Here is a 17,053-nt window from a genome sequence, read left to right as displayed (position 1 = left end):
CCCAGTGTGCGCGATCGTCTCGCCGGGTCGCCAACCATGTCAGCGCTTGGTAATGATCGCGGAGACGAACCGGGGCACACCGTCGTACGACGGCGTGCCCCGGAACGGTGTCGCTGTCGGGTCAGAAGCCCGGGCCGTGCTGGTGGCCGTGACCGTGGCCGCCGCCGGCGGCGGCCGGCTCGGCCTGCTCCGGCTTCTCCACCACGAGGCTCTCCGTGGTGAGCAGCAGGCCGGCGATCGAGGCGGCGTTGGTTACCGCGTTTCGGGTCACCTTCACCGGGTCGATGATGCCGCCCTTGACCAGGTCGCCGTACTCGCCGGTGGCAGCGTCGAGGCCGTGGCCCCACTGCATCTCGGCGACCTTCTGCGTCACGACGTAGCCGTCGTGGCCGGCGTTCTGGGCGATCCAGCGCAGCGGCTCGACGAGCGCCTTGCGCACGATCGAGACGCCGACCTTCTCCTCACCGGTGAAGCCCAGGTCGTCGTCGAGCACGGGGAGGATCTGCACCAGGGCGGCGCCGCCGCCGGGCACGGTGCCCTCCTCGACCGCGGCCTTGGTCGCCGCGATGGCGTCCTCGATGCGGTGCTTGCGCTCCTTCATCTCGACCTCGGTCGCCGCACCCACCTTGATCACGGCGATGCCGCCGGAGAGCTTCGCCAGCCGCTCGGCCAGCTTCTCCCGGTCCCAGTCGGAGTCGGAGGCCTCGATCTCCTTGCGGATCTGGGAGACCCGGTCGTCGACATCGGCCTTCTGGCCGCCGCCGTCGACGATCGTGGTGTTCTCCTTGTCGACAACGACGCGCCGGGCGGTGCCCAGCACCTCCAGGCCGACCTGGTCGAGCTTGTAGCCCAGCTCCGGGGCGACCAGCTCGGCGCCGGTGGAGATCGCGATGTCCTGGAGCATGGCCTTGCGCCGGTCGCCGAAGCCCGGGGCCTTGACCGCGCAGACCTTGAGGGTCTTGCGCAGCGAGTTGACCACCAGGGTGGAGAGCGCCTGACCGTCCACGTCCTCGGCGATGATCAGCAGGGGCTTGCTGTTCTGCAGGACCTTCTCCAGCAGCGGCAGCAGCTCCTCGATCGCCGAGATCTTCTGGGTGGTGACCAGGATGTACGCGTCCTCCAGGACGGACTCCTGACCCTCCAGGTCGGTGACGAAGTTCGGCGAGATGAAGCCCTTGTCGAACTGGAGACCCTCGGTCACGTCCAGCTCGGTGGTGAGCATCGAGCCCTCCTCGACGGTGATGACACCGTCGCGGCCGACCCGCTCCATCGCCTCGGCGATCAGCTCGCCGATGGTGGCGTCCTGCGCGGAGATCGTCGCCACGTTCGCGATCGACTTCTTGTCCGCGACCTCGACGGCCCGCTCGAGCAGCGCCTCGGAGACCTTGGCAGCCGCCGCGTCGATGCCCCGCTTGAGGCCGGCCGGGTTGGTCCCGGCGGTCACGTTGCGCAGGCCCTCACGGACCATAGCCTGCGCCAGCACGGTCGCGGTGGTGGTCCCGTCGCCGGCGACGTCGTTGGTCTTGGTCGCCACCTCCTTGACCAGCTGCGCGCCGAGGTTCTCGTAGGGGTTGGTGAGCTCGATCTCCTTGGCGATGGTCACACCATCGTTGGTGATCGTCGGCGCACCGAATTTCTTGTCCAGGACGACGTTGCGCCCGCGCGGGCCGAGGGTGACCTTGACCGCGTCTGCGAGGGCGTTGACACCGTGCTCAAGCAGGTGCCGGGCGTCGTCCGAGAAGCTCAGGATCTTCGCCATGAATGTCCCTTCGAAGCGCCGCTGCCCCGGCCCGGCGAGCCGGACCGGGGCAGCGACACTGATCGGTTGCTTACTTCTCGATGACCGCGAGGACGTCGCGGGCGGAGAGCACCAGGTACTCCTCGCCGGCGTACTTGACCTCGGTGCCGCCGTACTTCGAGTAGAGGACGGTGTCGCCGACCTGCACGTCAACCGGAACCCGGTTGCCGTTGTCGTCGACGCGCCCCGGGCCCACAGCGAGGACGGTGCCCTCCTGCGGCTTCTCCTTGGCGGTGTCGGGGATCACGATGCCCGACGCCGTGGTGGTCTCAGCCTCGTTCGCCTGGACCACGATGCGGTCCTCGAGCGGCTTGATCGCAACCTTGGTCGCGGTAGTCACGGGCATACCCTCCTGGGGTACTGGTTTCGTTGCCGGTCAGCGGGGCTGACCAGCGTCAATCTGCCTCATGCCACCGGGCGGAGCCGTCGTCGCGGGTGCCGGTCCGCCTGGCGTGCGCACCCGGGTCGCGAGACCCGGAAGCTGGCACCCTCAGGGTGAGAGTGCTAATCGCAGGTTATTCCGTGGCTAGCACTCCGTCAAGGAGAGTGCCAGCGCGTCGCGCCCCGCCACCCGGTATTTCCGCGTCGGCCGGGACAATGGTCGGGTGGACCTCGATCAGCTGGCGGCGCTACGTACCCCCGAGGGGTCGGACGCGCTCTCGGCGGCGGCCGCGCTGGCCGGCGGTGATCCACTGGCGGCGGCGTCGGCGTTACGCGCGGCCGGGGTGCCGCCCACGCTGGCCGCGGCGGCGCTCACCCAGGCCGAGCTGCGCCACCGGGCGGTAGGCAAGTTCGGCCCGGCCGCCGCCGGGATGTTCCTCACCCGCGCCGGGCTGGAGCAGGCCACCCGCCGGGTCGTCGCCGAACGCCGCGCGGAGCGCCTGCGCGCGGCCGGCGTCCGCACGCTTGCCGACCTCGGCTGCGGCCTCGGCGCCGACGCGCTCGCCGCCGCCCGCGCCGGCATCCGGGTGTACGGGGTGGAGGCCGATCCGGTGACCGCCGCGATGGCCGCCGCCAACGCCGCCGCCGCAGGGCTGGCCGAGCTGTTCACCGTCGAGTGCGGCGATGCCACCGCGTTCGACGTCTCCCGGGTCGACGGGGTCTTCTGCGACCCGGCCCGCCGTGCGAGCGGCACCGGTCGGCGGATCTTCGACCCGCGTGCCTACTCGCCGCCGTGGGACTTCGTGACCGGGCTGGCCGAACGGGTGCCGCACACGGTGGTGAAGGTCGCGCCGGGCCTGGACCACGCGCTCATCCCGGCCGGCGCGGAGGCCGAGTGGGTAGGTGTGGACGGCGACCTGGTCGAGGCCGCGCTCTGGTGCGGCGACCTGGCCGAGGTGCCCCGCCGCGCCACCCTCTACCGGCGGGTGGGCGCCGACACGCGCCGTTTCCAGCTCACCGGCTCGGGCGCCGCCGAGGCGTCGGTCGGGCCGCCGCGCCGCTACCTGTACGACCCGGACCCGGCGGTGGTCCGCGCACATCTCGTCGCCGAACTGGCCACCGAACTGGACGCCACCCTCGGCGATCCGAGCATCGCCTACCTCTACGCCGACCGACCGACAGGCACCCCGTACGCGCGCTGCCTGGAGATCACCGACGTGTTGCCGTTCTCGCTCAAGCGCCTCCGGGCGTTGCTGCGGGACCGGCGGGTGGGCCGGGTGGAGATCCTCAAGCGGGGTTCCGCGCTCACACCGGAGCAGTTGCGGCGGGATCTGCGGCTGGCCGGCGACCAGGCGGCGAGCCTGGTGCTCACCCGGATCGCCGGGGCACCGACAGTGCTTGTCGGCCGACCGGTCGACTAACGTCGTCGCTGTGGCGGGACCTGGCACTCCGGCAACGGCACTGTTGATCAAGCGTGGGATCGCGCATCGCACCCATCCGTACCGGGTCTCCCCGGACGCGCCGAACTACGGGGCGCTTGTCGCCGAGGCGCTCGGCGTGGCACCCGAGAGGGTCTTCAAGTCACTGGTGACCGAGGTCGACGGCGCGCTGACCGTGGCGGTCGTCCCGGTCACCGGCGAGCTGGACCTCAAGGCGCTCGCGGCGGCTGTCGGCGGCAAGCGGGCGGCGATGGCCGACCGGGCGGTAGCCGAGCGGGCCACCGGCTACGTGCGCGGCGGGATCAGCCCGCTCGGGCAGCGCAAGCGACTGCCCACTGTTCTGGACGAGTCCGCACTGGACCTTCCGACGATCTATGTCTCCGCCGGTCGGCGCGGCCTGCAACTGGAGCTGGCGGCGGCGGATCTGATGGCGCTCACCGACGCCCGTACGGCGTCGTTGCAGGCTCGCTGACGCCTTCATTACGGCGACTCGCCCGTGGGATACCCGGGGAGTAACAGTCGCGTTGCTGAATTGTTATCGCTTCCAACAAACTTGGCACCTGCGCGGTCTTGTGGGACCAGTGTGACGCGAAATACGTTGCCGGACACAACAAAACAACACCTCCCCCACCTCCGAAAGGACCCTGCACATGCGTAAGGGGATCCTCACCATCGCCGCCGTGGGCCTGCTCGCGACCGGCGGCTTGACCGCCTGCAGCGACGACTCCGGCACCGGCTCGGCCGACTCCAAGAAGACTCCCAAGATCGGCGTGATCCTTCCGGACAGCAAGTCCTCCCCCCGCTGGGAGACGGCGGACCGTCGCTTCCTGGAGGAGGCGTTCAAGGCCGCCGGCGTCCAGTACGACATCCAGAACGCCCAGAACGACAAGGCCACCTTCCAGACCATCGCCGAGCAGATGATCACCAGCGGCGTCACCGCCCTCATGATCGTCAACCTGGACTCCGGCACCGGCAAGGCCGTGCTCGACAAGGCCAAGTCGCAGGGCGTCGCCACCATCGACTACGACCGGCTCACCCTCGGCGGCTCCGCCCAGTACTACGTCAGCTTCGACAACGAGACCGTCGGGAAGCTCCAGGGCGAGGGTCTGGCGAAGTGCCTGACCGACAAGGGCGCCAAGAACCCCGTCGTGGCGTACCTGAACGGCTCCCCCACCGACAACAACGCCACCCTGTTCAAGGCCGGCTACGACTCGGTGCTCAAGCCGAAGTTCGACTCCAAGGAGTACACCAAGGGCCCGGACGACGCCGTGCCGGGCTGGGACGGCCCCACCGCCGCGACCATCTTCGAGCAGCAGCTCACCGCGACCAAGGGCAAGATCGACGGCGTGCTGGCCGCCAACGACACGCTCGGCAACGCCGCCATCTCGATCCTGAAGAAGAACAAGATCAACGGCAAGGTGCCGGTGACCGGCCAGGACGCCAGCGTGGAGGGCCTGCAGAACATCCTCGCCGGTGACCAGTGCATGACCGTCTACAAGGCCGTCCGGGAAGAGGCCAAGGCCGCGTCCGACCTGGCCATCACACTGGCCAAGGGCGAGAAGAAGGACACCGGCCAGACGGTGAAGGACCCGGAGGGTGGCCGGGACGTCCCCTCGGTGCTGCTCACCCCCAAGGCCATCTACAAGGACAACGTCAAGGACGTCATCGCCGACGGTTACGCGACCAAGGAGCAGGTCTGCACCGCGGCGTACGCCAAGTTCTGCGCCGGCGCCGGCATCAGCTGACCGACGCCGCAGTACCCGCCGGGACGACAATCGCCGCCCGGCACGGGAGCACCCTCCCGTGCCGGGCGGCGCCCGCCGGACGGGCCCCGACCCTCCCTTAAGAAGGAGACCCCGTGTCCGCGACTCCCCTGCTGGAACTCCGCGGGATCGACAAGAGCTTCGGTCCCGTCCAGGTGCTCCGCGACGTCGCCCTGAGCGTCCACCCGGGCGAAGTGACCGCACTTGTCGGCGACAACGGCGCCGGCAAATCGACCCTGGTGAAGTGCATCAGCGGCATCTACCCCACCGACGCCGGTGAGGTCCTGTTCAACGGCGAACAGGTGCACATCGGCAGTCCCCGCGACGCCGCCACGCTCGGCATCGAGGTCGTCTACCAGGACCTCGCGCTCTGCGACAACCTGGACATCGTGCAGAACATGTTCCTCGGCCGGGAGAAGCACAGCGGCATCGTCCTGGACGAGCCGACAATGGAACAGCTCGCCGCCGAAACCCTGGCCGGGCTCTCCATCCGCACCGTCACCTCGCTTCGCCAGCACGTCTCCAGCCTCTCCGGCGGTCAGCGCCAGACCGTGGCCATCGCCAAGGCGGTGCTGTGGAACAGCAAGCTCGTCATCCTGGACGAGCCGACCGCCGCCCTGGGCGTGGCACAGACCGCCCAGGTCCTCGAACTCGTCCGCCGCCTCGCCGACAACGGCCTGGCAGTGGTGCTCATCTCGCACAACATGAACGACGTCTTCGCCGTCTCCGACCGGATCGCCGCGCTGTACCTCGGCCAGATGGTCGCCCAGGTGAAGACCACCGACATCACCCACGCCCAGGTGGTTGAGCTGATCACCGCCGGGCGCTCGGGCGGGCTCGGTCTCGCCACCGACCCGGGCAGCAACGGCGACGGCCCGCAGCCGGCCGACTCGATCTCAGGAGGCGTCCGATGACCACCACCGCCGTGCGGAAGGAAGGCCCCGCGGCCGTCACACCGCCGCCGACCGTCGGGAGCCACGTCCGCAACTACGTGAGCCGGGTACGCGGTGGCGACGTCGGCGCGCTACCGGCCGTGCTCGGCCTGATCGTGCTCTGCACCGTCTTCGCGATCATGCGGCCGTCGTCGTTCCTGTCGGCAGGCAACTTCGCGAACCTCTTCACCCAGGGCGCGGCGGTCACGCTCATCGCGATGGGCCTGGTCTTCGTGCTGCTGCTCGGCGAGATCGACCTCTCCGCCGGCTTCGCCAGCGGCGTCTGCGCGGCGGTACTGGCCAACGTGGTCACAGTGCTCGGCTACCCCTGGTGGGTCGCCGTCCTCGCCGCGGTCGCCACCGGTGTCATCATCGGCACCACGCTCGGGATGCTTGTCGCGAAGATCGGCATTCCGTCCTTCGTGGTCACTCTCGCCGGCTTCCTCGCCTTCCAGGGCGTCGTGTTGCTGCTCGTGCAGGAGGGCACCAACATCTCCGTCCGCGACGAGGTGCTGGTCGCCATCGCCAACCGCAACCTCGCCCCCGCGCTGGGCTGGGCGCTGACCGCCGTCGCCGTCGTGGGCTACGCGGCGGTGCAACTGCTACGCCACCGCAACCGGGCGGCACGTGGACTGATCACCGACCCGATCGCGGTGGTGGCGCTGCGGATCGCCGGGCTCGCCGTCATCCTCGGCACCGCTGTGTACGTGCTCAACCTGGAGCGCAGCCGCAACGTCCTCATCGTCTCGCTCAAGGGTGTGCCGATCGTGGTGCCGATCATCGCGCTGCTGCTGGTCATCTGGACCTTCGTGCTCCAGCGCACCAGCTACGGCCGGCACATCTACGCCGTGGGCGGCAACCGGGAAGCGGCCCGCCGGGCCGGCATCGGAGTCGACCGGATCCGCATCTCCGTCTTCGTGATCTGCTCGTCCATGGCCGCCATCGGTGGCATCGTGGCCGCCAGCCGGGCCAACTCGGTCGACCCCAACACGGGGGGCAGTAACGTACTGCTCTACGCGGTCGGGGCAGCGGTGATCGGCGGCACCAGCCTCTTCGGCGGCAAGGGTCGCGTCCTCGACGCCGTGCTGGGAGGCGCGGTGGTCGCGGTCATCGAAAACGGGATGGGCCTGATGGGGTACAGCGCGGGAGTCAAGTACGTGGTCACCGGATTCGTGCTGCTGCTCGCCGCCAGCGTCGACGCCCTCTCCCGCCGCCGCGCGGCAGCCACCGGCACCCGCTGACCGCGCGGGAGGTAGCACGAGCATGCGCCCGGCACCCAGCCAGGAGGAGGTCCGACGGCAGAACCTCGGGGCCCTGCTGCGGCACGTGCACGTCCACGGCGCGACCACCCGCGCCGAACTCACCACCACCCTGGGGTTGAACCGGAGCACCATCGGCGCGCTCACCGCCGACCTGGCCGGCGTCGGACTGGTAAGCGAGGGAACACCGAAGGAGACCGGCCGGGCCGGACGGCCGTCACTCGTCGTCCGGCCCGAATCGACCCGGGTGTACGCGTACGCGTACTCCGTCGAGGTGGACCGGCTGCGCGCCGCCCGGGTCGGCCTGGGCGGCGCGGTGCTGGACCGCCGGGAGCTGGACCGACCGCGCGGGCTGCTGGCCGCCGAGGCCGCCCCGATGCTCGCCGGCGCGGTCAAGGAGATGCAGCAGGCGGTGCCCGCCGACGCGATCTGCGTCGGCACCGGCGTCGCGGTCTGCGGGATGGTCCGTCGTGAAGACGGCCTGGTTCGGCTCGGCCCCACCACCGGTTGGGTGGACGAGCCGATCGGCGCCGCGCTCGGCGCCGAACTGGGCCTCGACGTGCCGGTCACCGTCGGCAACGTGGCCGACGTGGCGGCGTTCGCCGAGCACGCCCGCGGCGTCGCGGCCGGCTGCGACAACGTCATCTACCTGTACGGCGACGTCGGCGTCGGGGCCGGCATCATCGCCGGCGGGCGCCGACTCACCGGACACGGCGGGTACGGCGGCGAGGTCGGCCACATGAAGGTGGTGCGCGACGGCATGCCCTGCGAGTGCGGCGCCCGCGGTTGCTGGGAGACGGAGATCGGCGAGCACGGCCTGCTCCGCGCGGCCGGACGATCCGACGCCCGGGGCCGCGACGCGCTGCTGGCCGTCTTCGACGCCGCCGACCGGGGGGACGCCCGCGCCCAGACGGCGGTACGCCAGGCCGGTGACTGGCTGGGCTTCGGGGTGGCCAACCTGGTGAACGTCTTCAATCCCGAGATGGTCATCTTCGGCGGCACGATGCGGGACCTCTACCTCGCCGCGGCGGCCCAGATCCGCAGCCGGCTCAACTCCAACGCCCTCGGCGCCTGCCTGGAACACGTGCGGTTGCGCACCCCGAAACTGGGCGAGGACGCGCCCCTGATCGGCGCCGCCGAACTGGCCTTCGAACGGCTCCTCGCCGACCCCCTCGACGTGGGCTGATCCGCGTACCCTGTCCGGCGTGGATGTCGAGCTGCGCGCGTCCGATGACGACCGCCACCGGGTGGTCGCCGAGCTGCACCGGCACACCACCGCGGGCCGGCTCACGCTTGACGAGTTCTCCGAGCGGGCCGGTGCGGTCTGGGCCGCCCGCACTCTCGGTGACCTGGCCACGCTGACCCGGGACCTGCCGGCGCTGCCCGATCCCGTCGCCGCCTCGGCCGGCGGTGGTGACCCGACCGGGCACGGCCGTCGGGAGCTGTTGGTGCTCTTCGCCGTCGCCGCGCTCACCCTGCTGCTGCTCGGCGGTTTCCTCGCCATCACCCGCTGATCCGCCTCCGCTCCGCACAGCGCCCATTTCCCCGCCACCCGTGGATGAACTGATCGGGCGATCAGTCCGTACCAGTGGGCGGACGGGCGGCCGGCAGGGTGCGGCTGCCCGGTCCAGACGCGTTTCGGTCCGGACCGAGGAGGCACCACAGACATGGCACCGCTCAGATCCGCCCGTCGCCAGTTGGGCAACCGGACCCACCGCGCGGCGATGCTGCTCATCGCGATCGTCGCGGGGGTCGGTGTCCTGCCCGGAGTGGCCATCGCCGCCCCCGCTGGCGGACAGCAGCTCAACGCCGCCGACATGACACTGCTCAACGGCGTGCGATTGGCCGGCCTGTGGGAGATGCCGGCCGGGCAGATGGCCGCCGAGAAGGGGCAGTCGGCGAAGGTCCGGGAGATCGGTGCGGGCATCGCCGGCGAGCACCAGCGGCTCGACCAGCTCACCGTGGACGCGGCAAACAAGTTGGGCGCGGCCATCCCCAGCGAGCCGACAGCCGAGCAGAAGGGCTGGCTGTCGGAGATGCAGAAGGCCTCCGGCGCCCGGTTCGACCAGATCTTCGTCACCCGACTCCGGGTGGCCCACGGCAAGATCTTCCCGGTGATCGGCGCGGTGCGGGCCAGCACCCGCGACGCCACCGTCCGCAAACTCTGCGAGGAGGCGAACGCCTTCGTGCAGCACCACATGCAGATGCTGGAGAGCACCGGCCTGGTCCGCTGGCCGGAGCTGCCGCCGGCCGCGCTGCCCGCACCCGGTCAGGACGGGCTGCTGGCCGCCGCCTCGGCGAACACAGGCCCCCAGGTAGGGGTCAGCAGCACAGTCGTCTGGCTGGTCTTCCTCGCCGCGCTCGGCACCGGCGGCATCGCCACCTATCGGATGCTGCGCCGCAGCTGACCACCTGAGTTGGTGGCCCCCGTCAGCGGTCGACCTGGGTGAAGTCCCAGGAGTGCGGGGCGCGGGCCACCAGCAGGGCGGGTGGGTCGGGCAGCGGACGTGGGCTGCTGCGCCACTTGGAGATGACCACGACCCGGTGGTCGGTGGAGGAGAAGACCTCACTGGAGACGTGCAGAGGGTCGTGCTCCAACTCGGGCAGGGCCGTGTCGCACACCCAGGTGATCAGGTCGGCGACGCCGTACGCCTCGGCGCGCGCCTCCCACATCCGCACGATCATCTCCGGTGCCCCCGTCACACGCTTACCGTTGTCAGCGGCAACGCCGAGTCCGCCGGCAGGTCCAGCCGACTCGGCGCGACCCCGGCGGCGACCAGGTGCGACCCGAGCGCGGCCACCATCGCCCCGTTGTCGGTGCACAGCTTCGGTCGGGGCACCCGGACCCGGATGCCGTACTTCTCGGCCCGCTGTTCGGCAAGTGCCCGCAGCCGGGAGTTCGCGGCCACGCCACCGCCGATCACAAGCGTCTCGATCCCCTGCGCCCGGCAGGCGGCGAGCGCCTTGTTGGTCAGGACGTCACAGACCGCCTCCTGGAAGGACGCGGCCACGTCGGCCACGGGCACCGGCTCGCCGGCGCGCTGACGCGCCTCGACCCAGCGGGCCACAGCCGTCTTCAGCCCGGAGAACGAGAAGTCGTACCGGTGGGCGGCGAGATCCTTGGCGGCGGTCAGGCCGCGCGGGAAGGCGATCGACGCGGCGTCACCGGCGCGGGCCTCCCGGTCGATGGGCGGGCCGCCCGGGAACGGCAACCCGAGCAGGCGGGCGACCTTGTCGAACGCCTCACCGGCCGCGTCGTCGATGGTGGCGCCGAGCGGCGTGACGCCCCGGGCCAGGTCGTCGACGAGCAGCAGCGACGAGTGCCCGCCGGAGACCAGCAGCGCGATGGCGGGTTCCGGAAGCGGGCCGTGCTCCAGGGTGTCCACCGCGACGTGCGCGGCGAGGTGGTTGACGCCGTACACAGGCTTCTCGGCGGCGAGCGCGTACCCCTTGGCGGCGGCGACGCCTACCAGCAGCGCGCCGGCCAGCCCGGGCCCGGAGGTGACCGCGATGGCGTCGATGTCGGCGAGGGTGACACCGGCCTCGGTAAGCGCCCGCTGCATCGTCGGCACGATGGCTTCCAGGTGGGCCCGACTGGCCACCTCGGGCACCACGCCCCCGAAGCGGGCGTGCTCCTCGACGCTTGACGCGAGCGCGTCGGCAAGCAGGGTGTGTCCGCGTACGATGCCGACGCCTGTCTCGTCGCACGAGGTCTCGATGCCCAGGATCAGCGGTTCGTCAGCCATGGTCGTGTGGTCCGTCCCCGGTCGGCTCGGCGTCGCGCTGCATCACCAGCGCGTCGGTGTTGCTCGGTTGGTAGTAGCCGCGACGCACCCCGATCGGCTCGAATCCGTACATCGCGTAGAGCCGCTGGGCGGCGACGTTGTCCACGGCGACCTCCAGCAGGGTGCTGCGGGCGTCACGGCGGGCCGCCTCGGCGAGCAGCTCCTCCAGCAGGACGCGGCCGACGCCCCGCCGCTGGGTGTCCCGGCGGACGGCGATGTTCTGCACCCACACCTCGTCGGGCGGGGCTCCGGCCAGCCCGGCGTAGCCGAGCACGGTGCCGTCGGCGTCGGTCGCGACCCGGTAGTGGTGGCCGTTGGCCAGTTCGTTCCAGAACATCGCGGGTGACCACTGCTCGGCGCCGAACAGATCCGCCTCGATCGGCAGCACCTCGTCGATGTGCCACCAGCGGAACGGCTCCAGCCGCACCGCCGCACTCACGGGAGAACCGGTTTGCGGGCGGTCGCCGCCACGGCGTCCGGACGGCGCAGGTAGAGCGGGGTGAGTCGCTCGCCGGGCGCGCCGGCCCGGATCCGCTCGGCGGCGAGCTGCGCCAGCACGGTGGCCTCCGGGTAGCGCGGCTCGACCCGGACCGGCAGGTCCAGAGCTTCGGCGTACCGGTGTGCCCCGTCGCCGACCGCGACCGTCGCCCCCAGTTCCCGGGCGCGCGCGGCGGCCACCGCAGGCGTGGACACCTCGGGTCCGACGATCCGCTGACCGGCGCCGTCGTAGACAGCCCAGTACAGCTCCTTGCGGCGGGCGTCGCTGGCAGCCAACACCGGCTCGCCGGCCGCCGCCGGGTAGCCCATCCCATCCAGGGAACACACGCCGTACGTCGGCACGCCGAGAACCTGCCCCATCGTGGCGGCGGTGACCAGGCCGACCCGCAGCCCGGTGAACGGCCCGGGGCCGAGTCCGGCGACGATGGCGCCCAGGTCACGCGGACGCGCCCCGGCATCGGCGAGGACTGCGTCGACCTGGGGCGCGAGCAGTTCACCGTGCGCGCGGGCGTCGACCGTGCACCGGTGCGCCCGGGACGTCACGCCGTCCGCCGAGATCTCCACCAACGCTGCGGTCACCGCGGGGGTCGAGCTGTCCACCACGAGTACGAGCACGGTTAGCCAGCCTAGCGGCCCCGCTATCGCCTCCCGGCCACGCCCCGCCCCTGCCCGCCCGCGTGGCCGCCCGGCCGCCACCTGCCCGCCCAGATGCCCGGGCCCTCTCGACCTTTGCGGAACGCCACCGCTCTGCCGGGAGGCACTTGCTGTGATGAGCCGTATACCTGTGAGTCATATTTATGACTCACAGGTATACCGCTCACCAGCGAATGGCCCACCGGACGGCGCCGGGTCGCTGGCTCACCGGAACCTCGGGCCAAGGCCACGCAGTCGTGAATCCGGCTCAGCGGTATCTGCGTCGGACCGGCGTGGTCCACCATGTCGGGATGCCGTCCACACGTCTTGGCACTCTGCTCGGCAATGCCGTTCGGCAGCAACGGCACCTGCGCGAGCTGACCCAGTGCGAACTCGCCGAGTCTGCGGGGATCAGTCAGGCCGCGGTCGCACGGATCGAGAGTGGCAGCCGCGCACCCAGCATCGCGGTCCTCGAGGCGTTGTTCGCCGCGATGGACGTGCAGATGGTGGTCGAGGTCGAGCCGCTGGACGCGCACCTCGACGCCCGCATCGACGAACTGGCCGCCCGACCGATCACCGAGCGCATCGACGAGCTGGGCCTGGATCGGACGCTGGACCGACTCACTGACTTCCCGCAGGTGATAACCGGCAGCACGGCCGCACTGTTGCAGGGCGCGCCGGTGCCTGTCGACGCGCTGGAGCTCGCCCTTCGTTGGCAGGACTCGAAGCGCTTCACCGGCTGGCTGCAGGCGAACTACGGCCAGCGGTGGAACGCCCGGTGGGGTGAGTTCGGTGGAGTGTGGTTGGAGCCGGAGGAGCCGGGCGAGCACCGTTGGTCGACCAAGTGGGGCGAGATCAGGGCAACGATGTGCGACGAGCTGCCCGAGACGATCGAGGTACGCCACGGTGGGCGCGACTACCGGGTGGTGCCGCTTGTCGAGTTGGAGCTGACCGAGCCGCGGGCCGCCGACCTGCTGCGCCGCTACCGCGCCCGGCAACTCGCCGCCGAGGGCTGACCCGCGCCGCAGGGGTCAGCCTGCGGTGCGCTCCCAGTCGATGGTGGGCCGCCCGGCGTCGGCGAGCGCCTTGTTGGCCGCGCTGAACGGGCGGCTGCCGAGGAAGCCGCGCGGGTTCATCGGGCTGGGGTGGCCGGCCTCCAGCACCAGATGCTGCGGGTTGGTGACCAGGGCCGCCTTCTTGCGCGCGTAGCCACCCCAGAGCAGGAAGACCACCCGCTCCGGTGCGGCGTTCAGCGCCCGGATCGTGGCGTCGGTGAACTCCTCCCAGCCCGAGTTGGCGTGCGAACCCGGCGTGGCCTGGCGCACCGTCAGCACCGCGTTGAGCAGCAACACGCCCTGCGCGGCCCAGCCGTCGAGGTTGCCGCTACGAGGCTTGGCCACGCCCACGTCCTCGCCCAACTCCTTGAAGACGTTGCGCAGCGACGGCGGCACCGACACCCCCTCGCGGACGCTGAAGCTCAACCCGTGGGCCTGCCCGGCACGGTGATAGGGGTCCTGCCCGAGGATCAGCACCCGAGTGCTCTGCGGCGAACAGAGCCGGTACGCCGAGAAGAGATCCTCCAGCGGCGGGAAGACGGTCTGCGTCGCATACTCCCGGGCGACGAACTCGGCCAGCGCGGCGGTGCGGGCCGGATCGAGGTGCGGGGTGAGCACGGCACGCCACTGCTCCGGCAGCAGGGCCAGCAGATCCAGGGCGGGGGCGTCGTCGGACATCAGGAACCTCTTCCAGCGCGGGTCTGTCCCCCGCACTCTAGGCACCGGGTCCGACAGCGCCGCGCCGACACAGGCCCCTAACCCAGTTCGGCGAGCCGGCGGGCCCAGTCGCCGCCGACCGGGTCCAGCTCGACGATCCGGGTGTCGTCGTCGCGGCGGTCCATGCGGACGCGCAGGTGCGCGTCGACCAACTGCTCCACCAGGCCCTCGCCCCACTCCACCACGGTCACCGACTCGTCCACCGAGGCGTCCAGGTCGAGGTCGTCGATCTCGGCACGCGGGTCGCTGGCGGCGCCCAGCCGGTACGCGTCGGCGTGTACCAGGGCCACCCGACCGCCTCGGGCCGGATCCGGCCGGTGCACGCGGGCGATCACGAACGTCGGCGAGGTGACGTCCCCGAGAACGTGGAGCCCCGCGCCGACGCCCTGGGTGAGCGCGGTCTTGCCGGCCCCCAGCGGGCCGGTCAACAGCACCAGGTCACCGGCCCGCAGCAGCCCGGCCAGCCGGCGGCCGAACTCCCGGGTGTCCTCGACGGTCGGCAGTTTGACGACGAAACTCACCGGTCCTCCATGCTCTCCAGTGACTCGAGGAACCGCGCCAGCGCGGCGTTGACCTCGTCTGCGTGCTCCAGCATCACCACGTGGCCGCTGTCTTTGATCTTGATGAACTCCGCGTGCGGCAACCGCCGGACGATCTCCTCGGAGTGTGTCACCGGAGTGATCATGTCCTTGTCGCCGACGACCACAAGCACCGGCGCGTTCGCCAACGCGGCCAACGCCGGGAAGCGCGAGTGTGTGGCCAGGGTCCGCAGATAGCGGGTAACCGTGTCGGCGGAGGTCCGCGAGTTCATCGTCTCCACGTACGACACCAGCGCCGGGCTGGGCTTGCGAGTGCCGAAGCCGTACTTGCGGGTGAGCAGCCAGGCCACGTTCGACGTGGACTTGCGGGCCTTGTCGATCACCGGACCGCCGTACCGGGTGGCGTTGCTGACCATGTAGAGCACCGGCCCGCCGACCCGGCCGAGCAGCGCCGGCGCGACCAGCTTGGTCTCCGCGATCAACCCGCCCGACGTGGCCATCAGCACGGTGCCCACCACCCGGTCACCGAACAGCTCCGGAAAAAGCTCGGCGAACGCCATGATGGTCATGCCGCCCATCGAGTGGCCGACAAGCACCAGCGGCCCCTCCGGGGCGGTCCGGTCGATGACCTCGCGCAGCGTCCGGCCCAGCACCGACAGGTCGTACTCCCCGGTCTCCAACCGGCCGGACCGACCGTGACCCGGCTGGTCGTACGCGACGACACGGTAGTCACCGCGCGCGGCGAGCATCCGGCGCTGGAAGTGGAAAGTGCCCATGTCCAGGCAGAAGCCGTGCACCAGCACCACAGTCGGGTGCCCCGGCACCGGGCGGGTCGGCTCGACCACCTCGACGTGGATGTCCGTGCCGTCCGGCAGTTCCAGCCGGAACGCCTCGTCGTACCGTTGCTCGCCGAACCTCTCGTGCGCGTAGCGGTCGGCCGGGTCGGCCTTGAGCCGGCGGACCAGGGTGCGTTCGGTCGCGACGCCTGCGGCGAGGCCGGCCGCCGCCACCCCGACCGCGGCGCCGACCAGGCCGGCGACCCGGCCGGCCGCGGTCCGCGGACGCGGGATGCGGTACGTCATGGCGAGCGCTCGCCGTCGTAGACCCGCGGCACCCGCGTGCTGCCGAATCGGGTGACGATCTCGTAGTTGATCGTGCCGACCGCCTCGGCCCAGTCGTCGGCCGTCGGCTCGCCGTCGGCGCCGCTGCCGAACAGGGTCGCCACGTCGCCGTCGGCCACCGGGTCGTCGCCACAGTCGATCACGAACTGGTCCATGCAGACGCGCCCGGAGATCGTCCTCCGCGCGCCGGCGAGCTGCACCGGCCCGCTGTTGGACGCGTGTCGGGGCACACCGTCGGCGTATCCGAGGGGCACCACGGCGAGGTTCGCGTCGGTCTCGGTCGTGTAGGTGTGCCCGTACGAGACGCCGGTGCCGGCGGGCACCCGCTTGGTGAGCATCACCCGGGCGCGCGCCGTCATCGCCGGCCGCAGCCCGTACGTCTCGCCGGCCACCGGGGACAGACCGTAGATGGCCAGCCCGGGTCGGACGAGGTCGAAGTGGGTGTCCGGGCGGGTCAGGGTGGCTGCCGAGTTGGCCAGGTGCCGCCAGCGGGGGCGCAGCCCGGCCCGCTCGACCATGGCCAGGCCCTCGTGGAAGACGGCGAGCTGCCGGTCGGTGGTCGGGTGGCCGGGCATGTCCGCGTACACGAAGTGGCTCCACACACCGACCACCTCGACCAGGCCGTCGGCCTGCGCCTTCGCGGCGGCGTCGAGCAGCGCCGGCCAGTCGGTGACTGTGGCGCCTCCCCGGGACAGCCCGGTGTCGATCTTCAGGTGCAGCCGGGCGGGGCGCTCGGCGCGCCGGCTGGCCTCGACCATCTCGTCCAGTTGCGCAAGGCTCGCGGCGGCGAGGTCCACCCCCGCGCTCACCCCTTCGTGCAGCGGCAGCCCCGGCGCGAGCAGCCATGCCAGCACGGGCGCGGTGATCCCGGCCCGGCGCAGCGTGAGCGCCTCGTCGAGAGTGCAGACGCCGAGCCAGTCGGCCCCCGCGTCCAGTGCCGCGCGGGCGGCCGGGAGCATGCCATGGCCGTACCCGTCGGCCTTCACCACCGCCATCAGCTCGGCGCTGGTGCCGGAGCGGAGCCGGCTCACGTTCTCGCGGATCGCGTCAAGATCGACGCGTACCTCGGCCTGCCACATGCGCCCAGCCTACTTTCCACCCTGATCACCGTGGGCGGCGACGCACGGCCCGGC

The 17,053-nt window shown here is 71.4% G+C and carries 19 protein-coding genes; 9 read left to right on the top strand and 10 right to left on the bottom strand.

Annotated elements, in window-relative coordinates:
- Positions 1-121: 121 nt before the first annotated feature.
- Together groL and groES are read right to left on the bottom strand one after the other, a co-directional pair.
- Entirely contained in the window at positions 122-1,759 is a 1,638-nt protein-coding gene (groL, locus tag ACLQ26_RS03840) for a chaperonin GroEL (RefSeq protein ID WP_425743090.1), read from the bottom strand.
- Positions 1,760-1,829: 70 nt separating this feature from the next.
- Entirely contained in the window at positions 1,830-2,144 is a 315-nt protein-coding gene (gene groES, locus ACLQ26_RS03835; protein ID WP_030330046.1) for a co-chaperone GroES, read from the bottom strand.
- A gap of 259 nt (positions 2,145-2,403) precedes the next feature.
- Between groES and ACLQ26_RS03830 the strand changes: the two genes are divergently transcribed.
- From ACLQ26_RS03830 to ACLQ26_RS03795, 8 genes are all read left to right on the top strand, one after another.
- Positions 2,404-3,600, top strand: a complete 1,197-nt coding sequence (locus ACLQ26_RS03830; RefSeq protein WP_425743089.1) for a THUMP-like domain-containing protein — start codon at positions 2,404-2,406, stop codon at positions 3,598-3,600.
- A 10-nt stretch (positions 3,601-3,610) separates the two neighbouring features.
- Positions 3,611-4,090, top strand: coding sequence for a Cys-tRNA(Pro) deacylase (gene ybaK, locus ACLQ26_RS03825; protein ID WP_425743088.1), 480 nt, complete (start codon positions 3,611-3,613; stop codon positions 4,088-4,090).
- A 178-nt stretch (positions 4,091-4,268) separates the two neighbouring features.
- Positions 4,269-5,363, top strand: a complete 1,095-nt coding sequence (locus tag ACLQ26_RS03820; RefSeq protein ID WP_425743087.1) for a sugar ABC transporter substrate-binding protein — start codon at positions 4,269-4,271, stop codon at positions 5,361-5,363.
- A gap of 113 nt (positions 5,364-5,476) precedes the next feature.
- A complete protein-coding gene (locus ACLQ26_RS03815) occupies positions 5,477-6,295 on the top strand; it encodes an ATP-binding cassette domain-containing protein (RefSeq protein ID WP_007465114.1) in 819 nt (272 codons plus the stop codon).
- Positions 6,292-7,554, top strand: a complete 1,263-nt coding sequence (locus ACLQ26_RS03810) for a sugar ABC transporter permease (RefSeq protein WP_425743086.1) — start codon at positions 6,292-6,294, stop codon at positions 7,552-7,554. Before ACLQ26_RS03815 ends, ACLQ26_RS03810 begins: the two co-directional genes overlap by 4 nt.
- 22 nt (positions 7,555-7,576) lie before the next feature.
- Positions 7,577-8,758 (top strand): ROK family protein, encoded by a 1,182-nt coding sequence (locus ACLQ26_RS03805; RefSeq protein ID WP_425743085.1) that lies wholly within the window; start codon positions 7,577-7,579, stop codon positions 8,756-8,758.
- A 19-nt stretch (positions 8,759-8,777) separates the two neighbouring features.
- Complete coding sequence (locus ACLQ26_RS03800; RefSeq protein ID WP_425743084.1) at positions 8,778-9,086, top strand: DUF1707 SHOCT-like domain-containing protein; 309 nt, start codon at positions 8,778-8,780, stop codon at positions 9,084-9,086.
- Between the two features lie 153 nt (positions 9,087-9,239).
- Positions 9,240-9,980, top strand: coding sequence for a DUF4142 domain-containing protein (locus ACLQ26_RS03795; RefSeq protein ID WP_425743083.1), 741 nt, complete (start codon positions 9,240-9,242; stop codon positions 9,978-9,980).
- A gap of 22 nt (positions 9,981-10,002) precedes the next feature.
- Here the strand turns inward: ACLQ26_RS03795 and ACLQ26_RS03790 are convergent, their stop codons facing one another.
- Genes ACLQ26_RS03790 through tsaB form a run of 4 tightly spaced genes read right to left on the bottom strand, consistent with a single transcriptional unit; the run spans position 10,003 to position 12,470 of the window.
- The gene (locus tag ACLQ26_RS03790; protein ID WP_039906914.1) at positions 10,003-10,257 is read right to left on the bottom strand and encodes a hypothetical protein; all 255 of its coding nucleotides are present in this window, start codon (positions 10,255-10,257) and stop codon (positions 10,003-10,005) included.
- Positions 10,258-10,271: 14 nt separating this feature from the next.
- The gene (gene tsaD, locus ACLQ26_RS03785; protein ID WP_363680361.1) at positions 10,272-11,318 is read right to left on the bottom strand and encodes a tRNA (adenosine(37)-N6)-threonylcarbamoyltransferase complex transferase subunit TsaD; all 1,047 of its coding nucleotides are present in this window, start codon (positions 11,316-11,318) and stop codon (positions 10,272-10,274) included.
- Entirely contained in the window at positions 11,311-11,784 is a 474-nt protein-coding gene (gene rimI / locus ACLQ26_RS03780) for a ribosomal protein S18-alanine N-acetyltransferase (RefSeq protein ID WP_425743144.1), read from the bottom strand. The genes tsaD and rimI overlap by 8 nt, the downstream gene beginning before the upstream one ends.
- Before the next feature lie 8 nt (positions 11,785-11,792).
- Positions 11,793-12,470 (bottom strand): tRNA (adenosine(37)-N6)-threonylcarbamoyltransferase complex dimerization subunit type 1 TsaB, encoded by a 678-nt coding sequence (gene tsaB, locus ACLQ26_RS03775; protein WP_425743082.1) that lies wholly within the window; start codon positions 12,468-12,470, stop codon positions 11,793-11,795.
- Positions 12,471-12,799: 329 nt separating this feature from the next.
- Here tsaB and ACLQ26_RS03770 point away from each other — a divergent pair, with 329 nt between their 5' ends.
- Positions 12,800-13,504, top strand: coding sequence for a helix-turn-helix domain-containing protein (locus ACLQ26_RS03770; protein ID WP_425743081.1), 705 nt, complete (start codon positions 12,800-12,802; stop codon positions 13,502-13,504).
- A 15-nt stretch (positions 13,505-13,519) separates the two neighbouring features.
- Here ACLQ26_RS03770 and ung read toward each other — a convergent pair whose 3' ends face one another.
- From ung to alr, 4 genes are all read right to left on the bottom strand, one after another.
- Positions 13,520-14,221, bottom strand: a complete 702-nt coding sequence (gene ung, locus ACLQ26_RS03765; RefSeq protein WP_425743080.1) for a uracil-DNA glycosylase — start codon at positions 14,219-14,221, stop codon at positions 13,520-13,522.
- Positions 14,222-14,298: 77 nt separating this feature from the next.
- Complete coding sequence (gene tsaE, locus ACLQ26_RS03760; protein WP_425743079.1) at positions 14,299-14,781, bottom strand: tRNA (adenosine(37)-N6)-threonylcarbamoyltransferase complex ATPase subunit type 1 TsaE; 483 nt, start codon at positions 14,779-14,781, stop codon at positions 14,299-14,301.
- Positions 14,778-15,881 carry an alpha/beta fold hydrolase gene (locus ACLQ26_RS03755; protein ID WP_425743078.1) on the bottom strand — a complete coding sequence of 368 codons (1,104 nt, stop codon included), beginning with the start codon at positions 15,879-15,881 and terminating at the stop codon, positions 14,778-14,780. The genes tsaE and ACLQ26_RS03755 overlap by 4 nt, the downstream gene beginning before the upstream one ends.
- A complete protein-coding gene (alr, locus tag ACLQ26_RS03750; RefSeq protein WP_425743077.1) occupies positions 15,878-16,999 on the bottom strand; it encodes an alanine racemase in 1,122 nt (373 codons plus the stop codon). Before alr ends, ACLQ26_RS03755 begins: the two co-directional genes overlap by 4 nt.
- Between the last annotated feature and the right edge of the window lie 54 nt (positions 17,000-17,053).

Origin of the sequence: Micromonospora sp. DT43 (assembly GCF_049841645.1) — a bacterium.
Taxonomy (GTDB): domain Bacteria; phylum Actinomycetota; class Actinomycetes; order Mycobacteriales; family Micromonosporaceae; genus Micromonospora.
Note: the sequence above shows the minus strand (reverse complement) of the source record. Positions and strands in the feature narration are given on the sequence as shown.